19 protein-coding genes are annotated in these 25,794 nt (G+C 56.9%); 11 read left to right on the top strand and 8 right to left on the bottom strand.

Translation table 11 applies throughout. From position 1 onward, the window contains the following. The first annotated feature begins 24 nt into the window (after positions 1-24). The 5 genes from zwf (KHU29_RS17150) (at position 25) to KHU29_RS17130 (ending at position 6,203) form a co-directional block, all read left to right on the top strand. The gene (zwf, locus tag KHU29_RS17150) at positions 25-1,497 is read left to right on the top strand and encodes a glucose-6-phosphate dehydrogenase (RefSeq protein WP_211454110.1); all 1,473 of its coding nucleotides are present in this window, start codon (positions 25-27) and stop codon (positions 1,495-1,497) included. A gap of 23 nt (positions 1,498-1,520) precedes the next feature. Beyond that, a complete protein-coding gene (locus KHU29_RS17145; protein ID WP_211454149.1) occupies positions 1,521-2,375 on the top strand; it encodes an SIS domain-containing protein in 855 nt (284 codons plus the stop codon). A gap of 68 nt (positions 2,376-2,443) precedes the next feature. Next, positions 2,444-3,673, top strand: a complete 1,230-nt coding sequence (locus KHU29_RS17140) for an AGE family epimerase/isomerase (protein ID WP_211454108.1) — start codon at positions 2,444-2,446, stop codon at positions 3,671-3,673. A 35-nt stretch (positions 3,674-3,708) separates the two neighbouring features. After that, positions 3,709-4,686 (top strand): carbohydrate kinase family protein, encoded by a 978-nt coding sequence (locus KHU29_RS17135; protein WP_211454106.1) that lies wholly within the window; start codon positions 3,709-3,711, stop codon positions 4,684-4,686. 404 nt (positions 4,687-5,090) lie between these two features. Next, positions 5,091-6,203, top strand: a complete 1,113-nt coding sequence (locus tag KHU29_RS17130) for a porin (RefSeq protein ID WP_211454104.1) — start codon at positions 5,091-5,093, stop codon at positions 6,201-6,203. 228 nt (positions 6,204-6,431) lie between these two features. On the opposite strand, the gene KHU29_RS17125 is transcribed toward KHU29_RS17130, so the two are convergent. Together KHU29_RS17125 and zwf (KHU29_RS17120) are read right to left on the bottom strand one after the other, a co-directional pair. Continuing rightward, a complete protein-coding gene (locus KHU29_RS17125) occupies positions 6,432-8,417 on the bottom strand; it encodes a glucokinase (protein ID WP_211454102.1) in 1,986 nt (661 codons plus the stop codon). 158 nt (positions 8,418-8,575) lie between these two features. After that, entirely contained in the window at positions 8,576-10,051 is a 1,476-nt protein-coding gene (gene zwf, locus KHU29_RS17120) for a glucose-6-phosphate dehydrogenase (RefSeq protein WP_211454100.1), read from the bottom strand. Between the two features lie 330 nt (positions 10,052-10,381). Here zwf (KHU29_RS17120) and KHU29_RS17115 point away from each other — a divergent pair, with 330 nt between their 5' ends. From KHU29_RS17115 to tal, 5 genes are all read left to right on the top strand, one after another. Next, positions 10,382-11,635 (top strand): ABC transporter substrate-binding protein, encoded by a 1,254-nt coding sequence (locus KHU29_RS17115; RefSeq protein WP_211454098.1) that lies wholly within the window; start codon positions 10,382-10,384, stop codon positions 11,633-11,635. A gap of 269 nt (positions 11,636-11,904) precedes the next feature. Continuing rightward, positions 11,905-12,858, top strand: a complete 954-nt coding sequence (locus KHU29_RS17110) for a carbohydrate ABC transporter permease (protein ID WP_246542178.1) — start codon at positions 11,905-11,907, stop codon at positions 12,856-12,858. Next, positions 12,848-13,741, top strand: a complete 894-nt coding sequence (locus tag KHU29_RS17105; protein ID WP_211454097.1) for a carbohydrate ABC transporter permease — start codon at positions 12,848-12,850, stop codon at positions 13,739-13,741. The genes KHU29_RS17110 and KHU29_RS17105 overlap by 11 nt, the downstream gene beginning before the upstream one ends. A gap of 27 nt (positions 13,742-13,768) precedes the next feature. Further along, positions 13,769-14,914, top strand: a complete 1,146-nt coding sequence (locus KHU29_RS17100; RefSeq protein WP_211454095.1) for an ABC transporter ATP-binding protein — start codon at positions 13,769-13,771, stop codon at positions 14,912-14,914. A gap of 384 nt (positions 14,915-15,298) precedes the next feature. After that, positions 15,299-16,234, top strand: a complete 936-nt coding sequence (gene tal / locus KHU29_RS17095; protein ID WP_211454093.1) for a transaldolase — start codon at positions 15,299-15,301, stop codon at positions 16,232-16,234. Positions 16,235-16,328: 94 nt separating this feature from the next. On the opposite strand, the gene purU is transcribed toward tal, so the two are convergent. After that, positions 16,329-17,198, bottom strand: a complete 870-nt coding sequence (gene purU, locus KHU29_RS17090) for a formyltetrahydrofolate deformylase (protein ID WP_211454091.1) — start codon at positions 17,196-17,198, stop codon at positions 16,329-16,331. 271 nt (positions 17,199-17,469) lie between these two features. Beyond that, positions 17,470-18,000 (bottom strand): bactofilin family protein, encoded by a 531-nt coding sequence (locus KHU29_RS17085; RefSeq protein WP_211454088.1) that lies wholly within the window; start codon positions 17,998-18,000, stop codon positions 17,470-17,472. A 352-nt stretch (positions 18,001-18,352) separates the two neighbouring features. On the opposite strand from KHU29_RS17085, the gene KHU29_RS17080 reads away from it, so the two are divergent. Then, a complete protein-coding gene (locus KHU29_RS17080; protein ID WP_211454086.1) occupies positions 18,353-19,147 on the top strand; it encodes a thymidylate synthase in 795 nt (264 codons plus the stop codon). A 12-nt stretch (positions 19,148-19,159) separates the two neighbouring features. On the opposite strand, the gene KHU29_RS17075 is transcribed toward KHU29_RS17080, so the two are convergent. From KHU29_RS17075 to KHU29_RS17060, 4 genes are all read right to left on the bottom strand, one after another. Next, the gene (locus KHU29_RS17075) at positions 19,160-20,602 is read right to left on the bottom strand and encodes an efflux transporter outer membrane subunit (RefSeq protein WP_211454085.1); all 1,443 of its coding nucleotides are present in this window, start codon (positions 20,600-20,602) and stop codon (positions 19,160-19,162) included. Between the two features lie 11 nt (positions 20,603-20,613). After that, positions 20,614-21,933: an efflux RND transporter periplasmic adaptor subunit gene (locus tag KHU29_RS17070; protein ID WP_211454083.1), complete on the bottom strand. Its 1,320-nt coding sequence runs from the start codon at positions 21,931-21,933 to the stop codon at positions 20,614-20,616. A gap of 70 nt (positions 21,934-22,003) precedes the next feature. Then, positions 22,004-23,875: an ABC transporter ATP-binding protein gene (locus tag KHU29_RS17065; protein ID WP_211454081.1), complete on the bottom strand. Its 1,872-nt coding sequence runs from the start codon at positions 23,873-23,875 to the stop codon at positions 22,004-22,006. A 315-nt stretch (positions 23,876-24,190) separates the two neighbouring features. Beyond that, positions 24,191-25,786, bottom strand: coding sequence for an OpgD/OpgG family glucan biosynthesis protein (locus KHU29_RS17060; RefSeq protein WP_211454079.1), 1,596 nt, complete (start codon positions 25,784-25,786; stop codon positions 24,191-24,193). Between the last annotated feature and the right edge of the window lie 8 nt (positions 25,787-25,794).

Genomic DNA, 25,794 nt, shown 5'->3' with positions numbered 1-25,794 from the left:
AGTAATTTATAGGTCTCATTTATCATGGCTCTTGCAGAATTTGATTTGGCAATCTTTGGCGGCACCGGCGACCTGGCAATGCGCAAGCTGCTGCCGGCAATGTATGCGCGCGACCGCGCTAACGACTTGCCGCCGGATGCGCGCATCCTGTGCATCGGACGGCATGACAGCAGCGACGAAGATTTCATCAAGCACGTAGAGCGGGACGCCAAGCCGCACGTCAGCAAGGAAAGCTTCGACGCCACCGTCTGGCAGCGTTTTTGCAAGCGCATCAAGTACGTCGGCATGGACGCCACCGATGCCGCTTCCTACAAAGCCCTGGTCGAAGCCATGCGGCCTGATCACGCGATCACCAATGTGTTTTACCTGGCGACGCCGCCTAGCCTGTTCTCGAAAATCTGCAAAAACCTGGCTGCCAGCGGCCTCGCCACTTCCAACTCGCGCGTGGTGCTGGAAAAACCGTTGGGCCGCGACCTCGCCAGCGCCAAGCAGATCAATGTCGAAGTCGGCCTGGTGTTTGCCGAATCGCAAATTTTCCGTATCGATCACTACCTCGGCAAAGAGACTGTGCAAAACCTGCTGGCGTTGCGCTTCGGCAATGTATTGTTCGAGCCGCTGTGGCGCCGCGAATGGATTTCCGACGTGCAGATCACCATCGCCGAACAACTCGGCGTCGGCAACCGGATGGGTTACTACGAAACTTCGGGCGCTCTGCGCGACATGCTGCAAAATCACTTGCTGCAACTGTTATGTATCGTCGCCATGGAGCCGCCGGTATCGATTACTCCGGATGCCGTCCGCGATGAAAAGCTAAAAGTGCTGCGTTCGCTAAAGCGCTTCACGCCGACTACGCTGGCGCACAATGTGGTGCGTGGACAGTATCGTTCCGGCCATGTCGAAGGCGTTGCGGTGCCTGGTTATCGCAAGGAAGCCGACGCCAATCCGCAGTCGCGCACGGAAACCTTTGTCGCACTGAAGGCCGAGGTCGATACCTGGCGCTGGGCTGGCGTGCCGTTTTACCTGCGCACCGGCAAACGCATGGCCGATTCGCTGGCGGAAATCGTGATTCGCTTCAAGACCATCCCGCATTCGATTTTTGCCCAGCCGAACAGCAGCTTCGAGCCGAACTGCCTGGTCATCCGCTTGCAGCCGGACGAAGGCCTGACCCTGAACCTGATGGCCAAGACCCCGGGCGACGGCATGCGCTTGAAACCGGTTGAGCTGGAACTGAATTTCCGCGAAAGCTTCAAATCTCCGCGCATGGAAGCTTACGAACGGCTGCTGCTGGACGTCTTGCGCGGCCAGTTGACATTATTCATGCGCAGCGACGAACTGGAAGCGGCATGGGAATGGGTAGAGCCGATTCTGGAGTTCTGGGACCAGGAAGAAGACGATCCGATTCCTTACACCGCCGGCACCTGGGGCCCGGCGGCAGCCAGCGCCCTGATTGCACGCGACGGCTTGCAGTGGCGCGAAGAATCGCTGCCAGAATTGTAACCGGGCCAGGACACAGAATGACAATGCTACTGGATGCGATCAAGACTCAGATCGACTTGCTGTCGAAGTCTGAGAAAAAGGTCGCACTGACCATTCTTGATAATCCGCAGCTGGCGCTGGCAGAAAACATCACTGCCCTGGCCAAGAACGCACAAGTATCGGAACCGACGGTGGTGCGGTTTTGCCGCGCCATCGGTTACGAGGGCTGGCATGATTTCAAGCTGAAGCTGGCGCAAAGCCTGGCCGTGGCCCTGCCGGGCGCCAACGAAATGCTGGCGCAAGACGATATCGCCGCCGATCTGGTCAACAAGATTTGCAGCCGCTCGATTAACACCCTGCTCGACCTGCGCAACCATTTAAGCGCCGATGCGATCCAGAAAGCGCTGGACGTTTTGCTCAAGGCGAACAAGATCGAGTTCTACGGCCAGGGCACTTCGGGTATCGTCGCCGCGGACGCACAGCATAAATTTTTCCGCTCCGGCGTTCCCACTGTCGCCTACTCCGATCCGCATATCCACAGCATCGCGGCCTCGCTGTTGCAACCGGGCGACGCGGTGGTCGCCATCTCGCAACGCGGCGGCAATGCGGCCCTGTTGCGCAGCGTCCAGCTGGCAAGAAAAGGCGGCGCGGATATCATTGTGCTTGGCCCCAGCGGCACGCCGTTGGCAGAACTGGCCACGGTGCTGGTGCCGATCGACCTGAGTTTCAATACCGATCCCTACACGCCGATCTCGGCGCGCCTGGCGCATCTGGTGGTGATCGATATTCTGGCAGTCGGGCTGGCGCTCAAGCGCGGCCCTGAATTCCGCAAGAAAATGCAGAACGCGCAGAAAGCCTTGCAGCAGTTCGACATGCAGTTCGATTCATTTTTCCGCTGATTTTTTTTGTTTTTTTTGTTGTTAGCGGCTCCCTGCCGGCAACCGCATACCTATAAAAAAATACCGACATGAGACCAACTTCTGCCTTGCCCAAGCATCTCGATTATCGTGACCCTGAATTCCTGCGCGACAGGATGCGGCGCGACATCGCCTTCTTTCATCCGCGCGCGATTGATCCCGCCGGCGGATTTTTCCATTACCTGAACGACGACGGCAGCGTCTACGATAGCGCCAGCCGGCATCTGGTCAACAGCAGCCGGATGGTGTTTTGCTACGCCCTGGCTTGGCGCCTCGACGGCAAGGAAGAATATCGCGCAGCGGCACGGCATGGCTTGCGCTTTTTACAGGAACGGCATTGGCAGCCATCTTACGGCGGCTATGCCTGGGTATTGGAAAACCATGCCGCCATCGATCGCACCCAGCATTGCTATGGCCTGGCATTCGTACTGCTGGCGCATGCCCACGCGCTGCGCATCGGCATCGACGACGCAGCCGCAGGTATCGGCGCCACCTTCGATTTGATGGAAAAACTGTTCTGGTCGGAAGTCGACGGCTTGTACGCCGACGAAGCCACGCCCGATGGCGTAGTGTCGTCTTATCGTGGCCAGAACGCCAATATGCACAGCTGCGAAGCACTGATCGCCGCATTTGAAGCCACTGGCGAGCAACGCTATTTGCACCGCGCCGAGCTGCTGGCGCACAACATCACCGAGCGCCAGGCGGCGCTGGCCGACGGCTGGATCTGGGAACACTATCATGCCGACTGGCGCGTGGACTGGGAATACAACCGCCACGACAGCAGCAATATGTTCCGCCCGTGGGGCTTCCAGCCCGGCCACATGACCGAGTGGTCGAAGTTGCTGTTGCTGCTGGAACGCCATCGCGCGCATTTGCAGGGCGACGCCGATTGGCTGCTGCCGCGCGCCAGAGCGCTGTTCGATGTCACCATGCCGGCCGCCTGGGATCAGGAATCCGGTGGCCTGGTGTATGGGCTGGCGCCTGACGGCAAGGTCTGTGACGGCGACAAGTATTTCTGGGTGCAGGCAGAATCGCTGGCCACCGCAGCGCTGCTGGCGGCACGTAGCGGCGACCAGGGTTATTGGGACAGCTACAACAAATTGTGGGAATACAGCAGTGCGCATTTGATAGACCAGGAGCGCGGCGGCTGGTATCGCATCCTGCGGCAAGACAACCAACGCTACGGCCCCGAAAAGCCGCCGCATGGCAAAACCGATTTCTACCACCCGATGGGCGCGTACCTGGAATCGCTGGCGGCTATCGGTAGTCCGCTTGAATAAACTTTTTATATATCAAACATTGCCTGGATGCTGTCATGTCTGAAACAACCCAATCCGCCCAACCCGCCCCCCCTTTCCCGCAATTCATCAGCGCCGGCGAAGCACTCACCGATTTGATACGGGTCGGCGCCGACCAATGGCTCAGCAAGACCGGCGGCTCGACCTGGAATGTGGCTCGCGCCGCCGCCAGCCTGGGCGTTTCCTCGGCTTTCGCCGGCGCTATCAGCCAGGACTGGTTCGGCGATGAATTGTACGCAGCCAGCCAGGCCGCCGACCTCGACCTGCGCTTCCTGCAGCGCGCCGCGCGCTCGCCCTTGTTGGCGGTAGTGTATGAAACCACGCCGCCACAATACAATTTCATCGGCGACAACAGTGCCGACCTCTCCTTCGATCCCGCTATGCTGCCCGGCGGCTGGCAGCAAGCCGCATCATGGGTGCACTTCGGCGGCATCAGCCTGACCCGTTCGCCGCTGGCCGAGCGCTTGATCGAACTGGCTGAAGATTTGCATGGCCGCGGCGTCAAAATCAGCTACGATCCGAATTTCCGCAACGTGATGGATCAGCGCTACGATCCCGTGCTGAAAAAAATGGCGCAGCTGGCGGACGTTATCAAAGTTTCGGATGAAGACCTGGCCGGCCTGTTCCGCACCGACGATGCCGAGGCCGCCCTGGCGACCTTACGCGGTTTCAATCCGAACGCTACCGTGTTGCTGACCTTAGGCTCGCAAGGCGCGGCGATCCATGCCGGCGATCAGTATTGGCAAGTGGCGCCGCCGCCGATCACTGTGGTCGACACGGTAGGCGCCGGCGATGCCGGCATTGCCGGCCTGATCTTCTCGCTGATCCAAGAAACCGCTACACACGCACCATCAACCTCATCCAGCCAATCTCCATCACCGGATTGGCTGCGACATCTGCGATTTTCCGTCGCCTGCGGCTCGGCCGCCTGCTTGAATGCCGGCGCCAAGCCACCGCAACTGGCACAAGTGCGTGCATTGCTGGAAAAAAACTAAAATTGCCGCCATGTTTCAGTGCGGCAATTTAGACTACCCGTAAATGTATCAAAATTACTTGTAGTAAAAATACAGATAAAAAAATCCCCAAATACAAATAAATACAAAAAAGACCTATTAAGTTCATTCTTAATAGGTCTTTCAGTTGCCACAACTATGCGTTAAGCGCATGAGAAATTGGTCAGTGCTGTAAATTAGCAACAGAAATATAGTAAAACTACACAAATAAAACAAAAATTTCATAAACCGGTTTACCATTCTTAACAACAAAGAAGCCGGCATTAATTGAACGCAAAGTACGGAACACAAGTACTCCGCAAGAACCAAAGTCCGATTCAAGAATTTCGAGCTACAGAAGACTCGGAAAGCAGTGGTCAACGCCACATTTTTACTTAGGAGATGAAATGAGAAAATCCGTTCTGAAAGCCAAGCCACTCGCGATTGCCGCAGTTCTGGCTTGCGCATTCGCTGGCCAGGCGCAAGCGCAAACCAATGTGATCATCTATGGTCGCGTCGATGCGGGCATCAACTACCAAAGCAATCAAGTCGGCAAAGATGCAAATGGCAATACCATCCGTGGCGGCCAATGGGGCGTCGGTGGTAACGAATGGGGTACCAGCATGATCGGTTTCAAGGGCACCGAAGATCTGGGTGGCGGCCTGAAAGCGATGTTCACATTGGAAAGCGGCTTCCAAGCCGACACCGGCCGCTTCAATGGCTCCGGCCTTTTTAATCGTCGTTCGACCGTTGGTTTGAACGGTGGCTTCGGTACTGTGAAAATCGGCCGCGATCTTGCGCTGCCAAGCGACAAGGTATGGAGCATCGATCCTACCGGCCAACAGAACATGAGTACTTCGACCTTGTTCAAAGGTCGTAACTGGCCACAAACCAGCAACCAGATTCAGTACATCACGCCAGATATGGGCGGCCTCTACGTGCACCTCATGTACGGCGCCGGCGAAGCTGCAGGATCGACTACACGCGGACCAACTGGTTCAGGAATCGGTAACAGCACCGGTATCGCAATTGGTTTCGTACAGCCTACCTATGAATTGCTGGCGATGTACGATACGGCACATGACGAAAACGGCACTTACGACAACTTGTTCTCCCGCTCCAAGGAAATCACTGTCGGCGGCAACGTGACGTTCGGCGCCGCAAAACTGTACGCCGGCTGGCAAAACCTGTCGGCTCCGGCTCAGCCTCTGACGACCAGCGGCATCGGTGCAGCTAACAAGGCCAATCAGTTCTGGCTCGGCGCCAACTACCAGCTGACCCCTGCCCTGACGCTGATCGGCGCGGCTTATCACGTCAAGCTTAACCACGACGTAGGCAGCGCAAACCTGTTCATGCTGGGTACCAACTACAGCCTGTCCAAGCGGACTCTGCTGTACGCGAGCATCGGTACTATCCGCAATGGTTCGAACACCGATTTCCAAGTTCAAACCGGCGACAGCACCGGCTTGACTGGACAGAACCAAAACACGTTCTACACTGGTATCAGCCACTCGTTCTAAGACAGCAAGTATCGATGGACGCGCCGCTTGAGCTCGGCGCGTCGATTGACCTTGCTAGTACCACCGTGGTGCTTGCCGCGTGCGCGGCATTAGTGAAAGACGTCCCTGGGTAACTCCCAGATTTTGCCCATTCGCGTGCGAATGGGCATTTTTTATGGGCGACGAGTTTTGTTATGGCGTTGTAGGGTGTGGGCACTACGTGCCCCCCCCCTACCCGCATCCCAGGCATTATTTGATATGTGAAATCACATTCGGCGACAAAGTCACCTCTTGATCGGTACGTGCCGATTGCACCGGTTTGCCATCACCCTCAGCGGTGATCTTGTCGCTGGCCGACTCGCCCAACGAAGCGATGTGGGTCAGGATGCCGCGTTTGGCCTGGCGCTGCAATTCGGCAAACGGGCTGGAACGGTTGAGCGATACGCCCACGGCCAGCACGTCGATCAATAGCAACAGCAAGATCCGCGAAACCATTGGAATATGCATCATGCTGCTTTCGTCGTGCTCGACTGCCAGCGTGTAGTTCGCACGCTTGGCCAATTGCGAATTGCTTGGAGCCAGCGCGATGATGGTGGCGCCGGAATGCACCGCAACCTCGACTGCCGGCGCCAGATGGCGCAAACGTCCGGAATTGGAGATCACCACTACGACGTCGCTGCTTTTCAGCATGGCGGCAGAAACTTCCTGCAGCTGCGGATCGGTATAGGCCGAAGATGGAATCCCCAGCCGGAAGAATTTTTGCTGCGCATCTTCAGCCACCAGGCCACAGCTGCCGAAGCCGTAGAATTCGATACGGCTGGCCTGGCTTAATGCTTCGATCACCCGCGACAGGGTGTCGGCATTGAGGTTATCGCGTACTTCCATCATCGCTGAAATGGTGTTGTCGACCACCTTGACGCCGACATCCAGCGAAGAATCGCCGACGTGAACCTGGCTGTGCGCAACCGGCACCGTGCCAGTGACGCCTGAAGCCAGCTTCAACTTGAAATCGGCCAAACCCTGGCAACCCATGGTGCGACAAAACCGGATCACCGTCGGCTGGCTGACATCGGCACGTCTGGCGATTTCTGAAATCGGCTCGCTCATCACGGCGCGCGGATGGGCCAGGATCAGGCTCGCAACCTTTTGCTCGGCAGGTGAAAACTGATCGCGCGCCTTACGGATTTTTTCCAGGATAGGCACGGCGTTGCCACCGCCGAGATGCTCGGAAAGAATGGCAGCAACCCCAACGAAGGCCGGATAAGGCGCGGTAATGACGAAGGTCGGGACTTTGGCCAGATAGCTGCTGAAACGCCCTTTGCTTTCGAAGCGTGCGCGAAACGGCGAACGGGCGAAATAATCGCCCAGGCGCGGCACCACGCCGCCGCCGATATACAAGCCGCCCAACGTACCCAAGGTCACTGCGACGTCGGCCGCTACCGTGCCCAGCATCGCACAAAAACATTCCACTACTTCCATGCACAAGCCATCTTGGCCTTGCAATGCGCGCTCGACGATTTGCGCGGTATGCAAAGGCTCAGGCTTGGCGATTCCCTGCAGATCGGCCAATGCCTGGTAAATCATTTCGATGCCAGGCCCGGAAACCAGGCGCTCGGCCGAAACGTGCGAATAAGTGCGCCAGCAATAGGCCAGCACCGCAGCCTCGCGCGCATCGCCGGGGGCGAAGGTGACATGGCCGCCTTCGCTGCCCAGTGCAATCCAGCGACCTTCCGTAGGAATCAAACCGCCGACGCCGAGCCCGGTACCGGCGCCAACCAGGCCGATCACGCCGCCGCTCAACGCACGGCCAGCGCCGACCTGGATGCAATGCGATTGCTCCAGATGCGGCAAAGACATCGACAATGCGGTGAAATCATTGACCACCAGCAGCGTGTCCAGATTCAGGCGGCGGCGCATATTTTCAATCGAAAATTCCCAATGATGATTGGTCATCTTGATGTCGTCGCCCTGCACCGGATTGGCGATCGCGATTGCCGCATGCCGCACTTGCGAACGCGCGCTGACAGGCACGTTGGAAGCCAGGTACGCCTCGACCGCCAGCGCGAATTCGGCATAATCGGCACAGCGCAAGGTCTGTATCGTGTCGATCTGGCCCGGCGCGCGCTCTAACCCGAAGCGCGCATTGGTACCGCCGACATCTGCCAGCAGACGGGGGCCATCCAGATAGCTAGTTGCCGAGTTCTCGCTAGCGCTCATGATCGTGGATGAAGACATGGTGTAAAACTTTCACTTAAATGCTAATACTGTTAGTAGGATGTGCGGTAGCGATTTCTTACATTACTTGCCGTGCTTTTTGCTGCGCTTTTGTCACGCGCGTGGCACGTTTTTTTCTACGCGTTTTCCACACTCTTCAAATTTTTCATTCAGGCAACTCAACGATCTTCCGGCCATTGGGCTCCCGCACGCGCCATCATCGCAAACGACGCTGTCGGCCCCCAGCTGCCTGCCATATAAGGTTTAGGCTGAGACGAACTGCTTTGCCAATGGTGCAACAGCGGCTCGACCCAGCGCCACGCTGCTTCTTGTTCATCACGCCGCACGAATAAAGACAAATTTCCGCGAATTGCATCCAGCAACAAGCGCTCATACGCTTCTGCCCGGCGCTGCTTGAAAGCCTGGTCGAACGCCAGGTCAAGCGCTACCGGCTGTACCGTCATGCCATCGCCAGGCTGTTTTGCCAGGCAATGCAGTTGAATCGATTCGTCCGGCTGCAGGCGGATCACCAGGCGGTTGCTGCTGCCCCCGGCTTGCCCGCCTGGCATCGGTAAAATGGCGTGCGGGATAGGCCGGAAGGTAATCACGATTTCCGCCGTGCGCTGCGCCAGACGTTTGCCAGTGCGCAAGAAGAACGGTACCCCGGCCCAACGCCAGTTATTGATCTCGGCATGCAGCGCGACGAAAGTTTCCGTCTGCGATTGGGCGGCCACTCCCGGCTCTTGCTGATAAGCCGCAACTGATTGGCCGTCGACTGCGCCCGACACATACTGGCCGCGCACCGCCTTCAGCTCCATGTCTTCGGGCGAAAACGGCTTCAATGCACGCAACACACGCAATTTCTCGTCCCGCACAGCATCCGCATCCAGCGACGTCGGCGGTTCCATCGCCACCATGCACAGCAATTGCAGCAAATGGTTTTGCACCATGTCGCGCATGGCGCCGGTAGCGTCATAGAACTCGCCGCGACCCTCAACACCTAGTTGCTCGGCAATCGTCAGCTGGACATGTGCCACTGACTCGCGCCGCCACAGCGGTTCAAACAGAGAGTTGGCAAAACGCAAAGCCAACAGGTTTTGCACCGCCTCCTTGCCCAGGTAATGATCGATGCGATAAATCTGGTCTTCGGCGAAGACGCGAGCTACCGCATCGTTGATCGCCCGCGAAGACAGCAAATCATGGCCCAACGGCTTCTCCAGCACCAGCCGCGCCTGCGACAGATCGATATCGCTGGCGGCAAGATTGGCGCAGATCGGCTCGAACAACGATGGCGAAGTCGCCAGATAAAAAACCGACACCGCTTTGCCGGCTGCCAGCGTCTTTGCCAGCAACCGATAACCGGCGCGGTCCAGCAGATCCAGTGGCAGATAAGTGATGCGCGCCAGAAAACTTTGCCAGTGTGCCTCGTCCTGCGTGCCTGCCAGCCCGCTTTTCACATAAGGGATGGCGCTCTTGCTGACCCAGGCCAGGTAATCTTCCTGACTGAAATCCTGCTTGGCGACGCAGATGATGCGGCCGTCCTGATGCAACTTCCCTTCCCTATGGGCAACAAATAACGCAGGAAGAATCTTCCGCATCGATAAATCGCCGGTCGCTCCGAAAAGCGTGAAAGTAAAAGGAATATGTGGTTGCATCAAAATTTTTGTAATAAATAAAAAACTTATATTGCAATATTAATGTAGCATTACTACAATTACAAGCAGCGAAAAGAGTAATTCAGGTATATTTGCAGGAAAATTCAAGATCGCGTGTAGTTTTACTAGTTTTCAACATGATACACATGGGCAGTGAATTGTGCTGGATTCCAGTGCTGTGTAAAGACGGTGCCCTGTGGCAATAAATTGCCAATGTGTGTATGTAGCAAGTTTGAAGTGAGAGTAAGGAAGTAGTGCCTTTAGTACCAGTCAGGTAATTAAGTATTCATCGCAAACACAACTGAACCACAACTGAACCAGGAGACAAGAATGAAGCTGAGTCAAATAATAAAATCGGTATTCGCAACTACAGCGCTGCTGTCCGGCGCCGCCGCAGTTCACGCAGCTGAAGTAGAAGTACTCCATTACTGGACCTCGGGCGGCGAAGCCAAATCGGTCGCCGAGTTGAAAAAAATCATGGAAGCCAAGGGCGTGACCTGGAAGGATTTCGCGGTTGCCGGCGGCGCTGGGGAAAACGCAACCACCGCACTGAAAGCCCGCGTCATCGCCGGCAGCCCTCCGACAGCGGCACAGATCAAAGGCCCGTCGATCCAGGAATGGGGTCAAGAAGGCGTGCTGGCCAATATCGATGCTGCAGCAACCGCAGGCAAATGGGATTCGCTGTTGCCGAAGGTCGTCTCCAACACCATGAAGTATCAAGGTCACTACGTGGCAGCGCCGGTCAACGTGCACCGCGTCAACTGGCTCTGGATCAATCCTGAAGTCCTGAAAAAAGCTGGCGCCAAAACGCCAACTACCTGGCCTGAATTCTTCGACGCCGCAGACAAGATCCAGAAAGCCGGTTTTGTCGCTATCGCCCACGGCGGCCAGCCTTGGCAAGACGCGACAGTATTTGAAACCGTTGCGCTGGGCGTAGGCGGCGCCGATTTCTACAACAAGGCTCTGGTCAAGCTCGATCCGGCAACCCTGACCGGTCCAACCATGATCAAGACCTTCGACACCCTGGGCAAGATCAAGGGTTATATCGACAAGAACGCCGCAGGCCGCGACTGGAACCTGGCGACCGCGATGGTCATCAATGGCAAGGCCGGCATGCAATTCATGGGTGACTGGGCTAAAGGCGAATTCACCGCTGCCGGCAAGGTACCGGGCAAAGACTTCCTGTGCGTAGCAGCACCTGGCACCGACAAGTCGTACACCTACAACATCGATTCGATCGCCATGTTCAAGGTCAAGAATCCTGATTCGCAAAAAGCTCAGTTGACCCTGGCAACCGCCATCATGAGCCCTGAGTTCCAGGAAGTCTTCAATTTGAACAAGGGTTCGATCCCTGTGCGTCCTGATGTCCCACGCACAAAATTCGACAGCTGCGCCGTCAAGTCGATGGACGACATGGCTGCCTCCAGCAAAGCCGGCACTCTGGAGCCAAGCATGGCGCATGGCATGGCAGTCAATTCTGCGGTGCAAGGTGCTATTCTTGACGTGGTTTCCAAGTTCATGAATTCAAACATGACCTCGCAAGCTGCGGTACAGGCCCTGGCAAAAGCGGCAAAGACGCAATAAGTGCAATTGCTTGATAGTTGTTGATGTATTTTATTGAAATATTATTTAAATATCATTTAAATATTACTTAAATATCATTTACACATCATTTGTTCAATAGCGTAATAAGAGCAGGGGCCGAAGCGAGTAACATCGTCTTCGGCGCCCGCCGCACAGGAAGAAATAGCAGCGAGAAATAGCAGCACCACTGCTGTCAAGCTGCGCTTCTTAAGCTTTGCTTCTTAAGCTTTATTCTTGCGCCGGCTCCGATCCTGCTTCAGGAGACTTGCATGTCCGATCACACCCTCCCCTATCCGGCTGCCGCTGTCGGGAGTTCAAGCAACACGCCCAAGCAGCAAGGGCGCATTGCGGCAATCGCCGATGCCTGGCTACCACGCATCGTACTGTCGCCTACCATCATCCTGTCACTGGTCTTTGTGTACGGCTTCATTGCCGTCACCGCGTGGCTGTCGCTGACCAATTCACGGATGCTGCCGAACTACGAAATTTCCGGCTTCAATCAATATGTCACGCTGTTCGGCCTGGACCGCTGGTGGGTTGCCGCCGCCAACCTGGGCATTTTCGGCGGCTTGTTCATTCTGTTTTGCCTGGCCATCGGCCTCATCATGGCGATCTTCCTGGACCAGCAAATCCGCGGCGAAGGTGCACTGCGCGCGATCTACCTGTATCCGATGGCGCTCTCGTTCATCGTTACCGGCGCCGCCTGGAAGTGGATTTTGAATCCGGGCCTGGGCCTGGAAAAAATGATGCACGACTGGGGCTTCGCCAACTTCCATTTCGACTGGCTGGTGAATTCCGATTTTTCGATCTATACGGTAGTGATCGCCGGCGTCTGGCAATCCTCCGGATTCGTGATGGCCTTGTTCCTGGCCGGCCTGCGCGGCATCGACGACAGCATCATCAAAGCTGCCATGGTCGACGGCGCAAGCTTGCCGACCATCTATCGACGCATCGTGATTCCTGCGCTGCGGCCGGTGTTCTTCAGCGTGTTGCTGGTGCTGGCCCATATCGCCATCAAGAGCTTCGACTTGGTCATGGCGCTGACCGCAGGCGGTCCCGGAAACTCTTCCGACCTGCCGGCAATTTTCATGTATCAATTTTCCTTCTCGCGCGGTCAGCTTGGACTAGGCGCCGCCTCGGCCATGATGATGCTGGCAACCGTACTGGCAGTGCTGGTGCCCATGATGTACCTGGAAACCAAAGGAGCGCGCAATGGCCGCTAACAGCACCAGCAACACCATCTATAACGAAAACAGCAAGCTCAGCGTCGGCCGCGTAGTGATTTACGGCCTGCTGGTTTTGGTTGCACTGTACTATCTGGCGCCTCTGTATGTGATGTTGAGCACTTCGGTGAAAACCCTGGACGAAATCCGTTCCGGCAATTTGCTGTCGTTGCCGATGGCGCCGACCGCCGCTGCCTGGGGCAAAGCGTGGAGCACCGCATGCACCGGTGTCGACTGCAACGGCCTGGAACCGTTCTTCTGGAACTCGATCAAGATATCGGTGCCGGCCGTCTTGATTTCGACCCTGGTCGGCTCGCTTAACGGCTACGTGCTGGCGCACTGGCGCTTCCGCGGATCGGAAATCCTGTTCACGGCCTTGATGGTCGGCTGCTTCATTCCATTCCAGGTAGTGATCCTGCCGATGGCGCGCCTGCTGGGCACCGTCAACCTGGCAAACACCACAACCGGCCTGGTATTTGTCCATATCGTCTACGGTATCGCCTTTACCACGCTGTTCTTCCGCAATTACTACGTGACGGTGCCGGAAGAGCTGGTCAAGGCGGCAAGAATCGATGGCGCGGGCTTCTTCATGACCTATCGCAAAATCATTTTCCCGTTGTCGCTGCCGATTTTCATGGTCTGCTTCATCTGGCAATTCACGCAAATCTGGAACGACTTCCTGTTCGGCGTGGTGTTCGGCGGCTCCGATGCCAAGCCGGTCACGGTGGCGTTGAACAACCTGGTGAACACTTCGACCGGCGTCACCGAATACAACGTCAACATGGCAGCGGCGATCATTGCGGCATTGCCAACCTTGGTGGTGTATCTGCTGGCTGGTAAATACTTTGTGCGCGGCCTGACTGCTGGTGCGGTCAAGGGTTGAGAATAAAATTTAAGGAATGATTTAATAATGGCAAGCTTATCAATTCGCAATGTGCGCAAGGTTTACCCGAACGGCAATGAAGTCCTCAAGGGCATCGACCTGGAAATCGAAGACGGCCAGTTTCTGATCCTGGTCGGCGGCTCCGGCTGCGGCAAATCAACCCTGCTGAACATGATCGCCGGACTCGAAACGGTGTCCGAGGGACAGATCATGATCGGTGATCGCTGCGTCAACGATGTGCCGCCCAAAGAGCGCGACATCGCCATGGTGTTCCAGTCCTACGCTTTGTATCCGACCATGACGGTGCGTGAGAACATTTCATTTGGCCTGGGTATCCGCAAGGTACCGAAAGCGGAACAAAAGCAGATCGTCGAACGCGTCGCCACTACGCTGCAAATCACGCACCTGCTGGATCGCAAACCGGCGCTGCTGTCCGGCGGCCAACGGCAACGCGTTGCCATGGGCCGCGCGATCGCACGCGATCCATCGCTGTTCCTGTTCGACGAACCGCTCTCCAACCTGGATGCCAAGCTGCGGGTCGAGATGCGGGCGGAAATCAAGCTGATGCATCAGCGCCTCGGCAGCACCATCGTGTATGTCACGCATGACCAGATTGAAGCGATGACCCTGGGCGACCGCATCGCCGTGATGAAAGACGGCGTGGTGCAGCAGTTCGGCAGTCCGCAAGAGATCTATGACAACCCTAGCAACCTGTTCGTGGCCGGCTTCATCGGCTCGCCGTCGATGAATTTCATGCGCGGCAACCTGGTGGCGAATGGCCATGGTCCGGCGTTCGAACTTGAGCATGCGGGGCAAAAAACCCTGCTGCCACTGGCGCCGGCGCAAGCACAAGATCCGAAAATCGCTTCCTGGATCGGCCGCGAAATCATCCTCGGCATCCGTCCGGAACACGTCACCGACGCGCAAAGCGCACGCGGTTCGGAATCCCATGACAGCAACGGCAATTATCATCCGACCGAAGTCGGCTGCACAGTGGAGCTGACTGAACCTACCGGCCCGGATACGCTGGTGTTTACCAGCTTCAATAACGCCCGCGTAACTTGCCGTACGCATCCGCGTGCTGCCGCCAAGCCTCAGGATCAGATGCAATTGGCGTTCGACCTGTCGAAGGCGGTGCTGTTTGATGCGAAGAGCGAGGATCGGATCGGCTGACGATGTGAGGTGCACACCTACAAGGCCACTTCGAATAAATCTTCATGCGTCTCGGCGACCCCGTCTCGGCGACCCCGTCTAGGCGACCCCGTCTCGGCGACCCCGTCTCGGCGACCCCGTCTCGGCGACCCCGTCATTCCCGCGAACGCGGGAATCCATTTTAATCAGTAACTTGGATTCCCCGCCTTGGTGTCCGCGTTCGCGGAGATGACGGAGTTTTTAGAGCGCGCCACAAGATCAGAATATAAGGTATTGCTGATCTGGCCATCTGTTCATCGGTCCATCTGTGTTGGGCAAGCATAAATTGCGTAGAATGGCAGGAACGTGTTTCGCTGTCGTTCCGCGCTGTAATCCCGACCAACAGTTCTGTTTTTCTACGCTGCCATGAACCAACTCGAACAACTCAAGCAATTCACCACCATCGTTGCCGACACCGGCGACTTTCAGTCCATCCAGGCGTTTGCGCCACGCGACGCCACCACCAATCCGTCGCTGATCCTGCAAGCGGTGCAGAAGCCGGAATACCAGCCGCTGCTGAGCCAGACGGTGAAGGCGCACAGCCAGCAATCGACTACCGACATCATCGATCATCTGCTGATCACATTCGGCAAGGAGATCCTGAAAATCATTCCGGGCCGGGTTTCAACCGAAACCGATGCGCGCCTGTCGTTCAATACCCAAGGCACCATCGACAAAGGGCACGCCCTGATCAAGCTGTATGAAGCCGCAGGCATAGACCGTGAACGCGTGCTGATCAAGATCGCCTCTACCTGGGAAGGCATTCGCGCTGCCGAAGTGCTGCAAAAGGCCGGCATCCATTGCAACCTGACCTTGCTGTTTTCGTTACCGCAGGCGATTGCCTGCGCCGAAGCCAACGTGCAGCTGATCTCGCCATTCGTCGGCCGTATTTACGACTGGTACAAGAAATCCAGCGGCCAGGATTACACCGGCGCCGACGATCCTGGCGTGCAGTCGGTCAAACAGATCTACAGCTATTTCCGCAAATACGGCTATGCCACCGAAGTCATGGGTGCCAGCTTCCGCAATACCTCGCAAATCGTCGAGCTGGCCGGTTGCGACCTGCTTACCATCAGTCCCGACCTGCTGCAGAAACTGGCGGAAAGCGATGCCCCGGTCAGCCGCAAGCTGAGCCCGGAAGCTGCGCAACAGAGTACTTTGGAAAAAATCGACCTCGACGAAACCACTTTCCGCACCATGTTGAACGACGATGCAATGGCGACCGAAAAACTGGCGGAAGGCATACGCCAGTTCAGCGCCGATGCGGTCAAGCTGGAAAAAATGGTAGACGCTTTGCGTTGATGATCGCCGGCGCCAGCCGGCACATTGCTGCGATGTTATAAAAAAATGGCCTCAATGTGAATTGAGGCCATTTTTTTGCTGCTTGCTTACTTATTTACTTGAACACCACCGTCTTGTGCCCGTTGAGCAAAATCCTGTGCTCGATAAACCACTTCACTGCCCGCGCCAACACCACGCACTCAACGTCGCGCCCGATGGCGGTCAAAGTCTCAGGCTCCATCGCGTGATCAACCCGTGCCACGTCCTGCTCGATGATCGGACCTTCATCCAGATCGCCGGTGACGAAATGGGCAGTGGCGCCGATCAGCTTCACGCCGCGATCATGCGCCTGGTAGTAGGGTTTGGCGCCTTTGAAACTAGGCAGGAAGGAATGATGGATGTTGATTGCCCGTCCTGTCAGCGCAGTGCACATGGCAGGCGACAGGATTTGCATATAGCGGGCCAACACCACCAGATCGATATTATTGGCCTCGACGATTTCCATCACCCGCGCTTCCTGCGCCTGTTTGGCTGCAGCTGAAGCGCCCGTGGCCAATGGCAGATGGTGGAAGGGAATGTTATAGCTGGCGGCCAGCTGATAAAAATCAGTGTGATTCGAAACGATTGCCGAAATTTCTACCGGCAGCAAGCCGCTCTTGTAGCGGAACAGCAAATCATTCAGGCAATGGCCGATTTTCGACACCATCAGCATCATGCGCGGCTTCTTGTGCGCATCATGCAATTGCCAATGCATTTGCATGGTATCGCCCAAGGCAGAAAATTCTGCCCTCAGGCGCTCATCGGTAACCGTTGCATCCTCGGAGGAGAAATGCACACGCATGAAAAACAGTGCGGACTGGGCATCCCCAAACTGGGCCGAATCGATGATATTGCAACCGTGATCCGCCAGGAAACCGGAGACGCGATGGACGATTCCGCGCTGATCGAGGCAGGACAAGGTGAGAATGTATTCTGGATAGCTCATGATTTTGTGTGAGGCGGGAAGCGCTTTAGCGTTGAGCCAAAAGCGCTATTGTCGCATGCCTGCCTGCACATGACAAAAAAACCAGGGTGGCTTTGTCTCCACTCTGGTTAATTGGTACAAACAGGAACGACTAGATAGTCCCGGCCGCTACCCACGGCGGGACAAGTTGCTGGCCTTGCGCTGTATGGCCAAGGCCGGTCAGCCTGGACGCTGACCTGGAGTTAACGTAAAGCCAACCGGAAGTTGACTCGAAGTTAACTCGAAGTTAACTTTATGCTACTGCGGTAACCGCAGCCGGCTTGGTGCCGACTGAGCTGCTGCCGGTACCGACTTGCACTTCACCAGTCAGTTGGCCGCCTTCTTCGATGACAACCTTGCCATAGCGGATTTTGCCGGAAACCTTGCCGGTCGAATAAATCACCAGCTTTTCGCGAACAATCAGGTCGCCATCGAATTCGCCATAGATTTCGGCCAGGTCGATTTCAGCCGAACCCTTGAATGCGCCTTTTTCTGCGATATGAATAACGCGCGAATTCATTGTTGCTTCAACCCGGCCTTCTACCACCAAGGTGTCGCAATCGGTAATTTCAACGCCCTTGAGCTTTATGTTCGGACCGACGATCAGTTTGCTGCCGACTTCATTGGTGCTCGACGAGGAGTGACTGACTGGAGTGCTCACGGGATTGCTAGCCTTTGGAATGTTGGAGGTGCTGCCGGAAGTCAGGTTGCTGCTGGCACTGAATGGTGAATTAGGTGTTGGTGTTTCGCGCTTGCCGCCGAAAAATGTATCTGATTTAAGCATGGGATCTCCTGGAAGGTGTTGCGTGCACTAATGGGCCAGCGCTGCCACATAAAAAATGAAAATAAAATAAGCAAATGACCATATGAGACGAAGGTCTCCAGCTTTCGAGAAGATCGTCCGCAAAAAGTTCATGCCTAAAATCATTAATTTGTAACCGTCATTCAGACGCGGCAACCGGAAAAATCGATTCCATCAGCTTTTGATTATCAATCATTTATCTTCTTCGCGTACGATAAATGATCATAAGCCTGCGCTTGATATTTCTATGACAATGCCGGCATGCGTTTCACCGGCAAACCTGCGGCGGCAATGCGTTACAATCTTGGAATCCGTTTCCGTTATCAAGAAAAAAATGCGCCAATACCTAGATCTCATGCGTCATGTGCAACAACATGGCACCGTCAAGACCGACCGCACCGGCACTGGCACCCGCTCGGTATTCGGCTACCAGATGCGTTTCAATCTGCAAGACGGCTTTCCCTTGCTGACCACAAAAAAACTGCATCTGCGATCGATCATCCATGAACTGATCTGGTTTCTGGCCGGCTCCACCAATATCCAGTATCTAAAAGACAATGACGTAAAAATCTGGGACGAATGGGCCGATGCCGACGGCAACCTGGGACCGATCTACGGCTATCAATGGCGCTCCTGGCCAACCCCGGGCCGCGAACATATCGACCAGATAAAGCAAGTGGTTGAACAAATCAAGAACAATCCGGATTCGCGGCGGCTGATCGTCTCGGCCTGGAATGTCGCTGATATCCCGCAGATGAAACTGCCGCCCTGCCACGCCTTCTTCCAGTTTTATGTCGCCGACGGCAAACTGTCTTGCCAGTTGTACCAGCGCAGCGCCGATATTTTCCTTGGCGTGCCGTTCAACATTGCATCCTATGCCCTGCTGACGCATATGATGGCGCAGCAATGCGGGCTCGAGGTGGGGGATTTTATCTGGACCGGCGGCGATTGCCATCTGTATTCCAACCACACGGCGCAAGTCGAAGAGCAGTTGTCACGCACGCCTGGCCCGCTGCCGCGTTTGGAAATCAAGCGCCGTCCCGATTCGATTTTCGATTACCGCTTTGAAGATTTCGACATCGTCGACTATCACCCGCAGGCGCACATCAAGGCGCCGGTGGCTGTGTAGGCGCACACCCTACTAACTGCCGCGCATCGGCTCGACAGCGGGTTTGGCAGCAGGTGCATCCTGCCAGCCTCCCCCCAGGGCTTTGTAGAGCGACACCGTGGCTTTCAGTCGCTTCAGTTTGATCTGGCCCAGCTCGTTCTGCACTTCCGACAACGAACGCTGGGTATCCAGCACCGTCATCAAATCCTCGGCGCCGACGCGATAGCGAATTTCGGATAGGTCGAAAGCAAAACGCGCCTGCTCCATTTCCGTGATTTTCAACTGGCGTTGTTCATCCAGGCTGCGGATCTGTCCCAACGCCGTGTCGACTTCGGACAGCGCGGCAATCACGGTCGAACGATAGATCTGCACCAGTTCCTGCTTCTGCGCAATCGCCAGGTCGCGCTGGCTGTTGAGGCGGCCGGCGTCGAAAATCGGCGCGACCAGTCCGGCGCCCAGATTGACCAGCATGTTAGGGCCGTTAAACAGCGACAGTAACGCGTTGCTTTGGCCGCCGGCCGAGCCGGTCAGACGGATGCTGGGAAACAAAGCGGCGCGCGCAGCAGCGACGTTGGCGTTAGCGGCTGCCAGCTCAGCTTCGGCATGACGGATATCCGGACGACGCGACAACAGTTCTGACGGCAAACCCGGGGTTACCTGCGGCAGCAGAATCTTGGCGAGCCCCGGTTCGTTGACAGTAAACGTCTGAGGCGGGCGCCCTAGCAAAATCGCCAGCGCAGTCTGCGCTTCACGCTCCTGCTGCTTCAGATCGGGAATCACGGCTTTTTGTCCCGCCACCGCCGACCGTTGCCGCGCCAAATCCAGCGGCGACGCCGAGCCGGCGCGACTTTGCGCCGCAACCAGTTTCAGCACGCGCTCTGCATTGTCGACGTTTTTCTGGGCGATTTCGATCCGGTCGCGCAGCGACAGTACCTGCAGGTAAGTCGATACGATACCGCTGGTGACGGTCAACGCTACCGTTTCCCGGTCATAACGATTTGCTTGCAAAGAGGCTTCGGCGGCGGCCAGTCCGGCTTTGTTTTTACCCCAGAAATCAACTTCATAGCCGATTTCAACCAAGCCGCTGGTAGAAGTAACGGCGCTGCCGCTGGAGGCCAGTGGCAGTGCACGATTAACACTGGTTGAAAAGTCCGCGTTCGGCAGCAACGGCGCGCCGGCAATCCGCGCTTGCGCCTCGGCTTGCCGCACACGCGATATCGCCGCGGCAATTTCCAGATTGCTGGCCTGCCCTTGCGTCACCAGCAGGCTCAACTCATCGCTGCCAAACAACTTCCACCAACCGCTGTCAGGCCAGTCCTGCTCACCATTGTTGGCGGACAGATCCCAGCTTTGGGGAATTTCGACGCTGGGAGTCGCTTCCCGGATCTGAACCTGGTTTGCACACGCGGTCACCAGCAACAAGACGCTTGCACAAGCGGCAGTGGCAGGCCAACGGCGGCGAAAAAAATAATTCATGTACCGTTTCCTCAATGCGCTTTAGGTACCGATGCAGCCGGCGACGATGTGGCATTTTTTGCCGCCGGTATGGGAGTCGATGCCGGAGTCGGCGCCGGCGCCGGCGTCGCTGCTGTCACCGTGGTAACCGCGGGGACCACCACCCGCTCACCTGGCTCCAGCCCCGACAAAACCTGCGCCATCTGATCATTGTGGATGCCGATTTTTATCTTGCGCAGAATGGCTTGTTGATTCGCCTGTTGATTCGCTTTCGGATTGGCGTCGGCCACCTTCACCACGTAGCTGCCATCGGCTTCCGGCTTGCCTAACAGCTTCACCGGCAATATCACCACATCGTGCGCCTGCGCCAGCACAAAGCGGACTTGCGTGCTCATGCCGCTCATCAGTTCTTCTTGCGGATTGTCGACTTCAAACAAGACATTGTAAAAAGTCTGCTTGCCTTGTTCGCCCGAGCCATCGGCGGGCACCGGAATCACCTGCCGCAGCTTGCCTGACCAGCGTTTGCCGGGATAGCCGGGAGTAGTGAAATACGCCGTCATCCCTTTGCGTAACAGCGGCACGTCGATTTCCGCCACCCGGGCCTGCACCGTCAGCCGGCTCAAGTCGGCAATCCGCATCAGCGGCACAGTTGTCTGGCCCGGATTGATCATCTGGCCGGTACGCGCCGCTACCGACACCACGGTGCCGCTGATCGGCGCCAATACCTGGGTATGGCTGCGGGTCAATTCGTCGTCTTTCAAGGTTGCCTCGATCTGGCGAATCTGGGCATTGATCGCCTCCACCCGGGCCGATGCGGAATACATGCTCATGCGGCTGGATTCATAGGATTCCTCGCGCGTGGCGTTCTCCGCTTTCAACTGCGTCTGGCGTTTGAACTGCAATTCGGCAAAATCCAGCTGCGCCCGCTGGTCCGCCAACTCCGCCTGCAGCTTGGCTAGCTGGGCGCGATTGCTTTCCAGCCGTGCCGAGGGCAAGGTCGGCGTGATTTCGACCACCATCTTGCCGGATTTGACTTCATCTCCCACCATCACCAGCACGTCCTTGATCTGGCCCGACACCTGCGCCACGACATCGCTGTATTTATGTAGTTGCAATTTACCGTTGGCAAATACCGCTTGCTCGATATCACCGCGCCGCACCACCTCGGTCTGCAACGGCACCGGCGCCGGCTTAGGCGCCGGCGGCGGCGGCGGCTTGTACCAGAACGCTTTCCATATCAGGAATCCCGCTCCCAGTGCAATCAGGAGCGCCAGGATTGCGGTCAGCCAGCGCCGGCCAGCGTGGCCGAGAGCGGTGGGCAAAGCAGATTTATCGGTCGGTTCAACAGTCATTGGTGCAAACTCAAGGTACAAACTCAGGATTCATCAAATTTCAGTGGCAACGTGCAGTTTCTCGTTCGCCTTAAGCTAACACAGCCTGAGTCTCGCCCGGCAATTCATCTTCATCTATCTCTTCGCCGAGGAAGCCGCCGCTCTGATGCGCCCACAAGCGCGCGTACAGGCCACCGCGTTCCAGCAGACTGCGGTGATCGCCCTCTTCGACGATGCGGCCCTTGTCGAGTACGACCAGGCGATCCATGGCGGCAATGGTCGACAGCCGATGCGCAATCGCCACCACAGTCTTGCCTTCCATCAGCCGGTACAGGCTGGCCTGAATCGCCGCTTCGACTTCCGAATCGAGTGCACTGGTAGCTTCATCCAGCAGCAGGATAGGTGCATCTTTCAACATCACGCGAGCGATCGCAATCCGCTGCCGCTGGCCGCCGGACAGCTTGACGCCGCGCTCGCCGACATGGGCGTCGTAACCGGTGCGGCCTTTGGGATCGGTCAGGGTCAGGATAAATTCATGCGCCTCCGCCCGTTGCGCCGCCACCAGCATGTCAGCGTCGGTGGCGTCAGGGCGGCCGTATAGCAGGTTGTCGCGCACCGAACGGTGCAGCAGCGAAGTATCCTGCGTCACCATGCCGACCTGCGCCCGCAAGGTGTCTTGTGTGACGTGCGCAATGTCCTGGCCATCGATCAGGATGCGGCCTTGTTCAACGTCGTAGAAACGCAGCAGCAAGTTGACGATAGTCGATTTGCCGGCGCCGGACCGGCCGACCAGGCCAATTTTTTCGCCAGGACGGATATGCAGGGACAACTGATCGATCACCGGCCGCTGGCCGCCATAGGCAAAACTCACGCGCTCGAAATCCAGCGCACCTTGCTTCACTTGCAATGGCTTAGCGTCAGCTTGATCCTGCACCGCATGCGGGCGCGACAAAGTATTGATACCGTCCTGCACCGTGCCGACCTGCTCAAACAGCGAGGCAAACTCCCACATGACCCAGTGCGAAATGCCGTTCAGGCGCAAAGCCATCGCCGTCGCCGCAGCTACCGCGCCGATGCCGACCTGGCCCTGGGTCCACAACCAGAGCGCAGCGCCGGCGGTGCTCAGGATCAGCAACATGCTCAAGACGTGGTTGACGATTTCAAAACCGGTCACCAGCCGCATCTGGCCATGCACGGTCAGCAAGAACTCTTGCATCGCCGAGCGCGCGTAACCGGCCTCGCGGCCTGCATGCGAGAACAGCTTGACGGTAGCGATGTTGGTGTAGGCATCGGTAATGCGGCCGGTCATCAGGGAGCGCGCATCAGCCTGGGCCTTGGCGACCTTGCTCAGGCGTGGCACGAAGTGACGCAAGGCCACGCTATACAATACCAGCCAGCTCAGGAACGGCACCAGCATCCAGCCGTTAAAGCTGCCTACCACCGCCACCATGGTGAAAAAGTAAATCACCACGAATACCAGGATATCGCACAGGATCATGCAGACATCGCGCACCGCCAGCGAGGTTTGCATGACTTTGGTTGCAACCCGGCCGGCGAACTCGTCCTGATAAAAATTCATGCTTTGATTCAGCATCAGGCGATGGAATTTCCAGCGCAACAACATCGGGAAATTGCCCGCCAGCGCTTGCTGCTTGAACATGCTTTGCAAGGCGACAACGATCGGACTTGCCAGCAATATTCCCGCCAGCAATAACAGGTTACCGCTTTCATGGGTCCACAAAGTCGACGGCTCGACGTGACCCAGCCAGTCGACAATCCGTCCCATCATGGCGAACAACAAGGCTTCAAACGCACCGGTGACGGCGGTCAGCAAGGTCATGGCAATAATGTAAGGGCGCAAACCCTTGGTGCAGGCCCAGACAAACGCAAAAAAGCCGCGCGGCGGCGGCGTCATGACGGCATCCGGATATGGATGCAACAGTCTTTCGAACCATCCAAACATGGAAATACTCCAAAATAGGCGGGGCTAAAAACATGCCCAAGCCCAACAGTATATTGTAAATCTGTCAGGGGCTCGCAGGGTGGGTGCGTCTTTGTGCCCGAGCGTGAATTCACAATACGCACATACCTATTTCCGCGTCGCGTAGACCTTACTCCGGTTGTCGCGGTCGCTGACGTTGTAGGGTGGGCACGCTTTTGTGCCCACGCGGAATTCACTCCACGCACATGCGCCTGTTTCCGTGCCGCGAGGGCCGGTACTCCGGTTATCGCGGTCACGCGTGGGCATACATGCCCACCCTACGCGAAACTTGCCTACTTAGTACGTGCGCTTGGCGGGCGCCGGCGGTGTCCATTGATACAACCAGGTTTCGCTCAGCGGCTGGCCGCCTGCAGCCAGGTAGACCCGCACATCAATCGGTTCGACGCTGTCATCGGTCGGTTTCAAATCAAACATCGCGCGATAACCGTGGATCGCGTCCAGCGGACGCGCCGAGCTGATTTCCACCTTGCCGCGCGAGGCGCTGATCATCGCCGTCACCTTGGCATCCTTGCCCAGTAAAGCCAGGTCGCCGCCGGCAAAATCGATGGCAAAGCGCCGTGAGTAGTAAGCGCGCTTCTGGCCGATCACGCCGCCCATGCCGGTACGGGTTGCCACAACTTGTGCCAGCTGCGGTGAAAACGGCATCTTGCTGCCCCAGTGCAGACGATACGCGAACAAACGTTCTTGCCCGGCTTGCGGCTTGTCGGCGGGGTTCCAGAACGCGACGATGTTGTCGAAGGTTTCATCCGCGGTAGGGATTTCCACCAATTGTATAGCGCCCTTGCCCCAGCCCGATTTCGGTTCCACCCACAAACTTGGGCGCCGATCGTAGAACACGCCGTCATCCTGATAATGATCGAAATTGCGATCCCGCTGCAACAAGCCGAAACCGCGCGGATTCTCATCCTGATAGGCGTTGAAACGCAGATGCTCGGGATTGGTCAGCGGCCGCCAGATCCATTCGCCATTGCCACGCTGCATGGACAAACCATCGGAGTCGTGGATTTCCGGACGCCAGTCGTCGCTGGCGCCGATGCGGCGGTCATTCTCACCGTACTGGAACATGCTGGTCAGCGGCGCCACGCCCATGCGTTCGATTGTCTTGCGCGGATATAGCGCCACGTCCACATCCATCACCATGGTCGCCGATGGCTGGATTTCGAAGCGATAGGCGCCCGATACGCTAGGCGAATCGAGTAGCGCGTAGACCACCAGCTTACTGGAATCCTTGGCCGGACGCTCCAGCCAGAAGCTGGTGAATATTGGAAATTCTTCCGGCTTGTCCATGCCGCAATCGATGGCAAGGCCACGTGCCGACAGGCCATACTGCCATTCGGCGCCGACCGCACGGAAATAGCTGGCACCCAGGAACGCCGTGATATCGCGTTCCAGATCGGTATGAAAATTCACCCGAAAACCGGCAAAGCCAAGATCCTTCGGCATGTGATCGGCTTTCAGGCCGCTCTTGCCATAATTAAACATCGCCGGATCGTAAGCCAGTTCCTGCGCCTGGCCATTCTTCAATTCGTAGATCTGTACCGGGCTCTTGAAGAACAGGCCCAGATGGAAAAACTTGGCCTGAAATCGCAGTTTCTCGTCACCCCACAAGGCATGGCCGTCGCGATAGCTGATCGATTGGTATTGATCCCAGTCGAGCGCCTTGACCTCTGGCGGGATATGGCTTTCCGGTGCTTTATAAGGCTGGCTGGCGAGTTGTCTTGCATGGCCTTTCAGCCAGGCGTAATCGAAGGCTTGCGGCTGCCCCAGGAATTTCAATTGCGCTGGCGCGGTTGCAGCCGCCAGTAGCGAACTTGCCGGGAAGCCGGCGGCAGCAAGTGCCGCCGACGTTTTTAGAAAATCACGTCGTAACATGGTGCTCC

Origin of the sequence: Collimonas antrihumi, from assembly GCF_018304965.1 — a bacterium.
Taxonomy (GTDB): domain Bacteria; phylum Pseudomonadota; class Gammaproteobacteria; order Burkholderiales; family Burkholderiaceae_D; genus Collimonas; species Collimonas antrihumi.
Note: the sequence above shows the minus strand (reverse complement) of the source record. Positions and strands in the feature narration are given on the sequence as shown.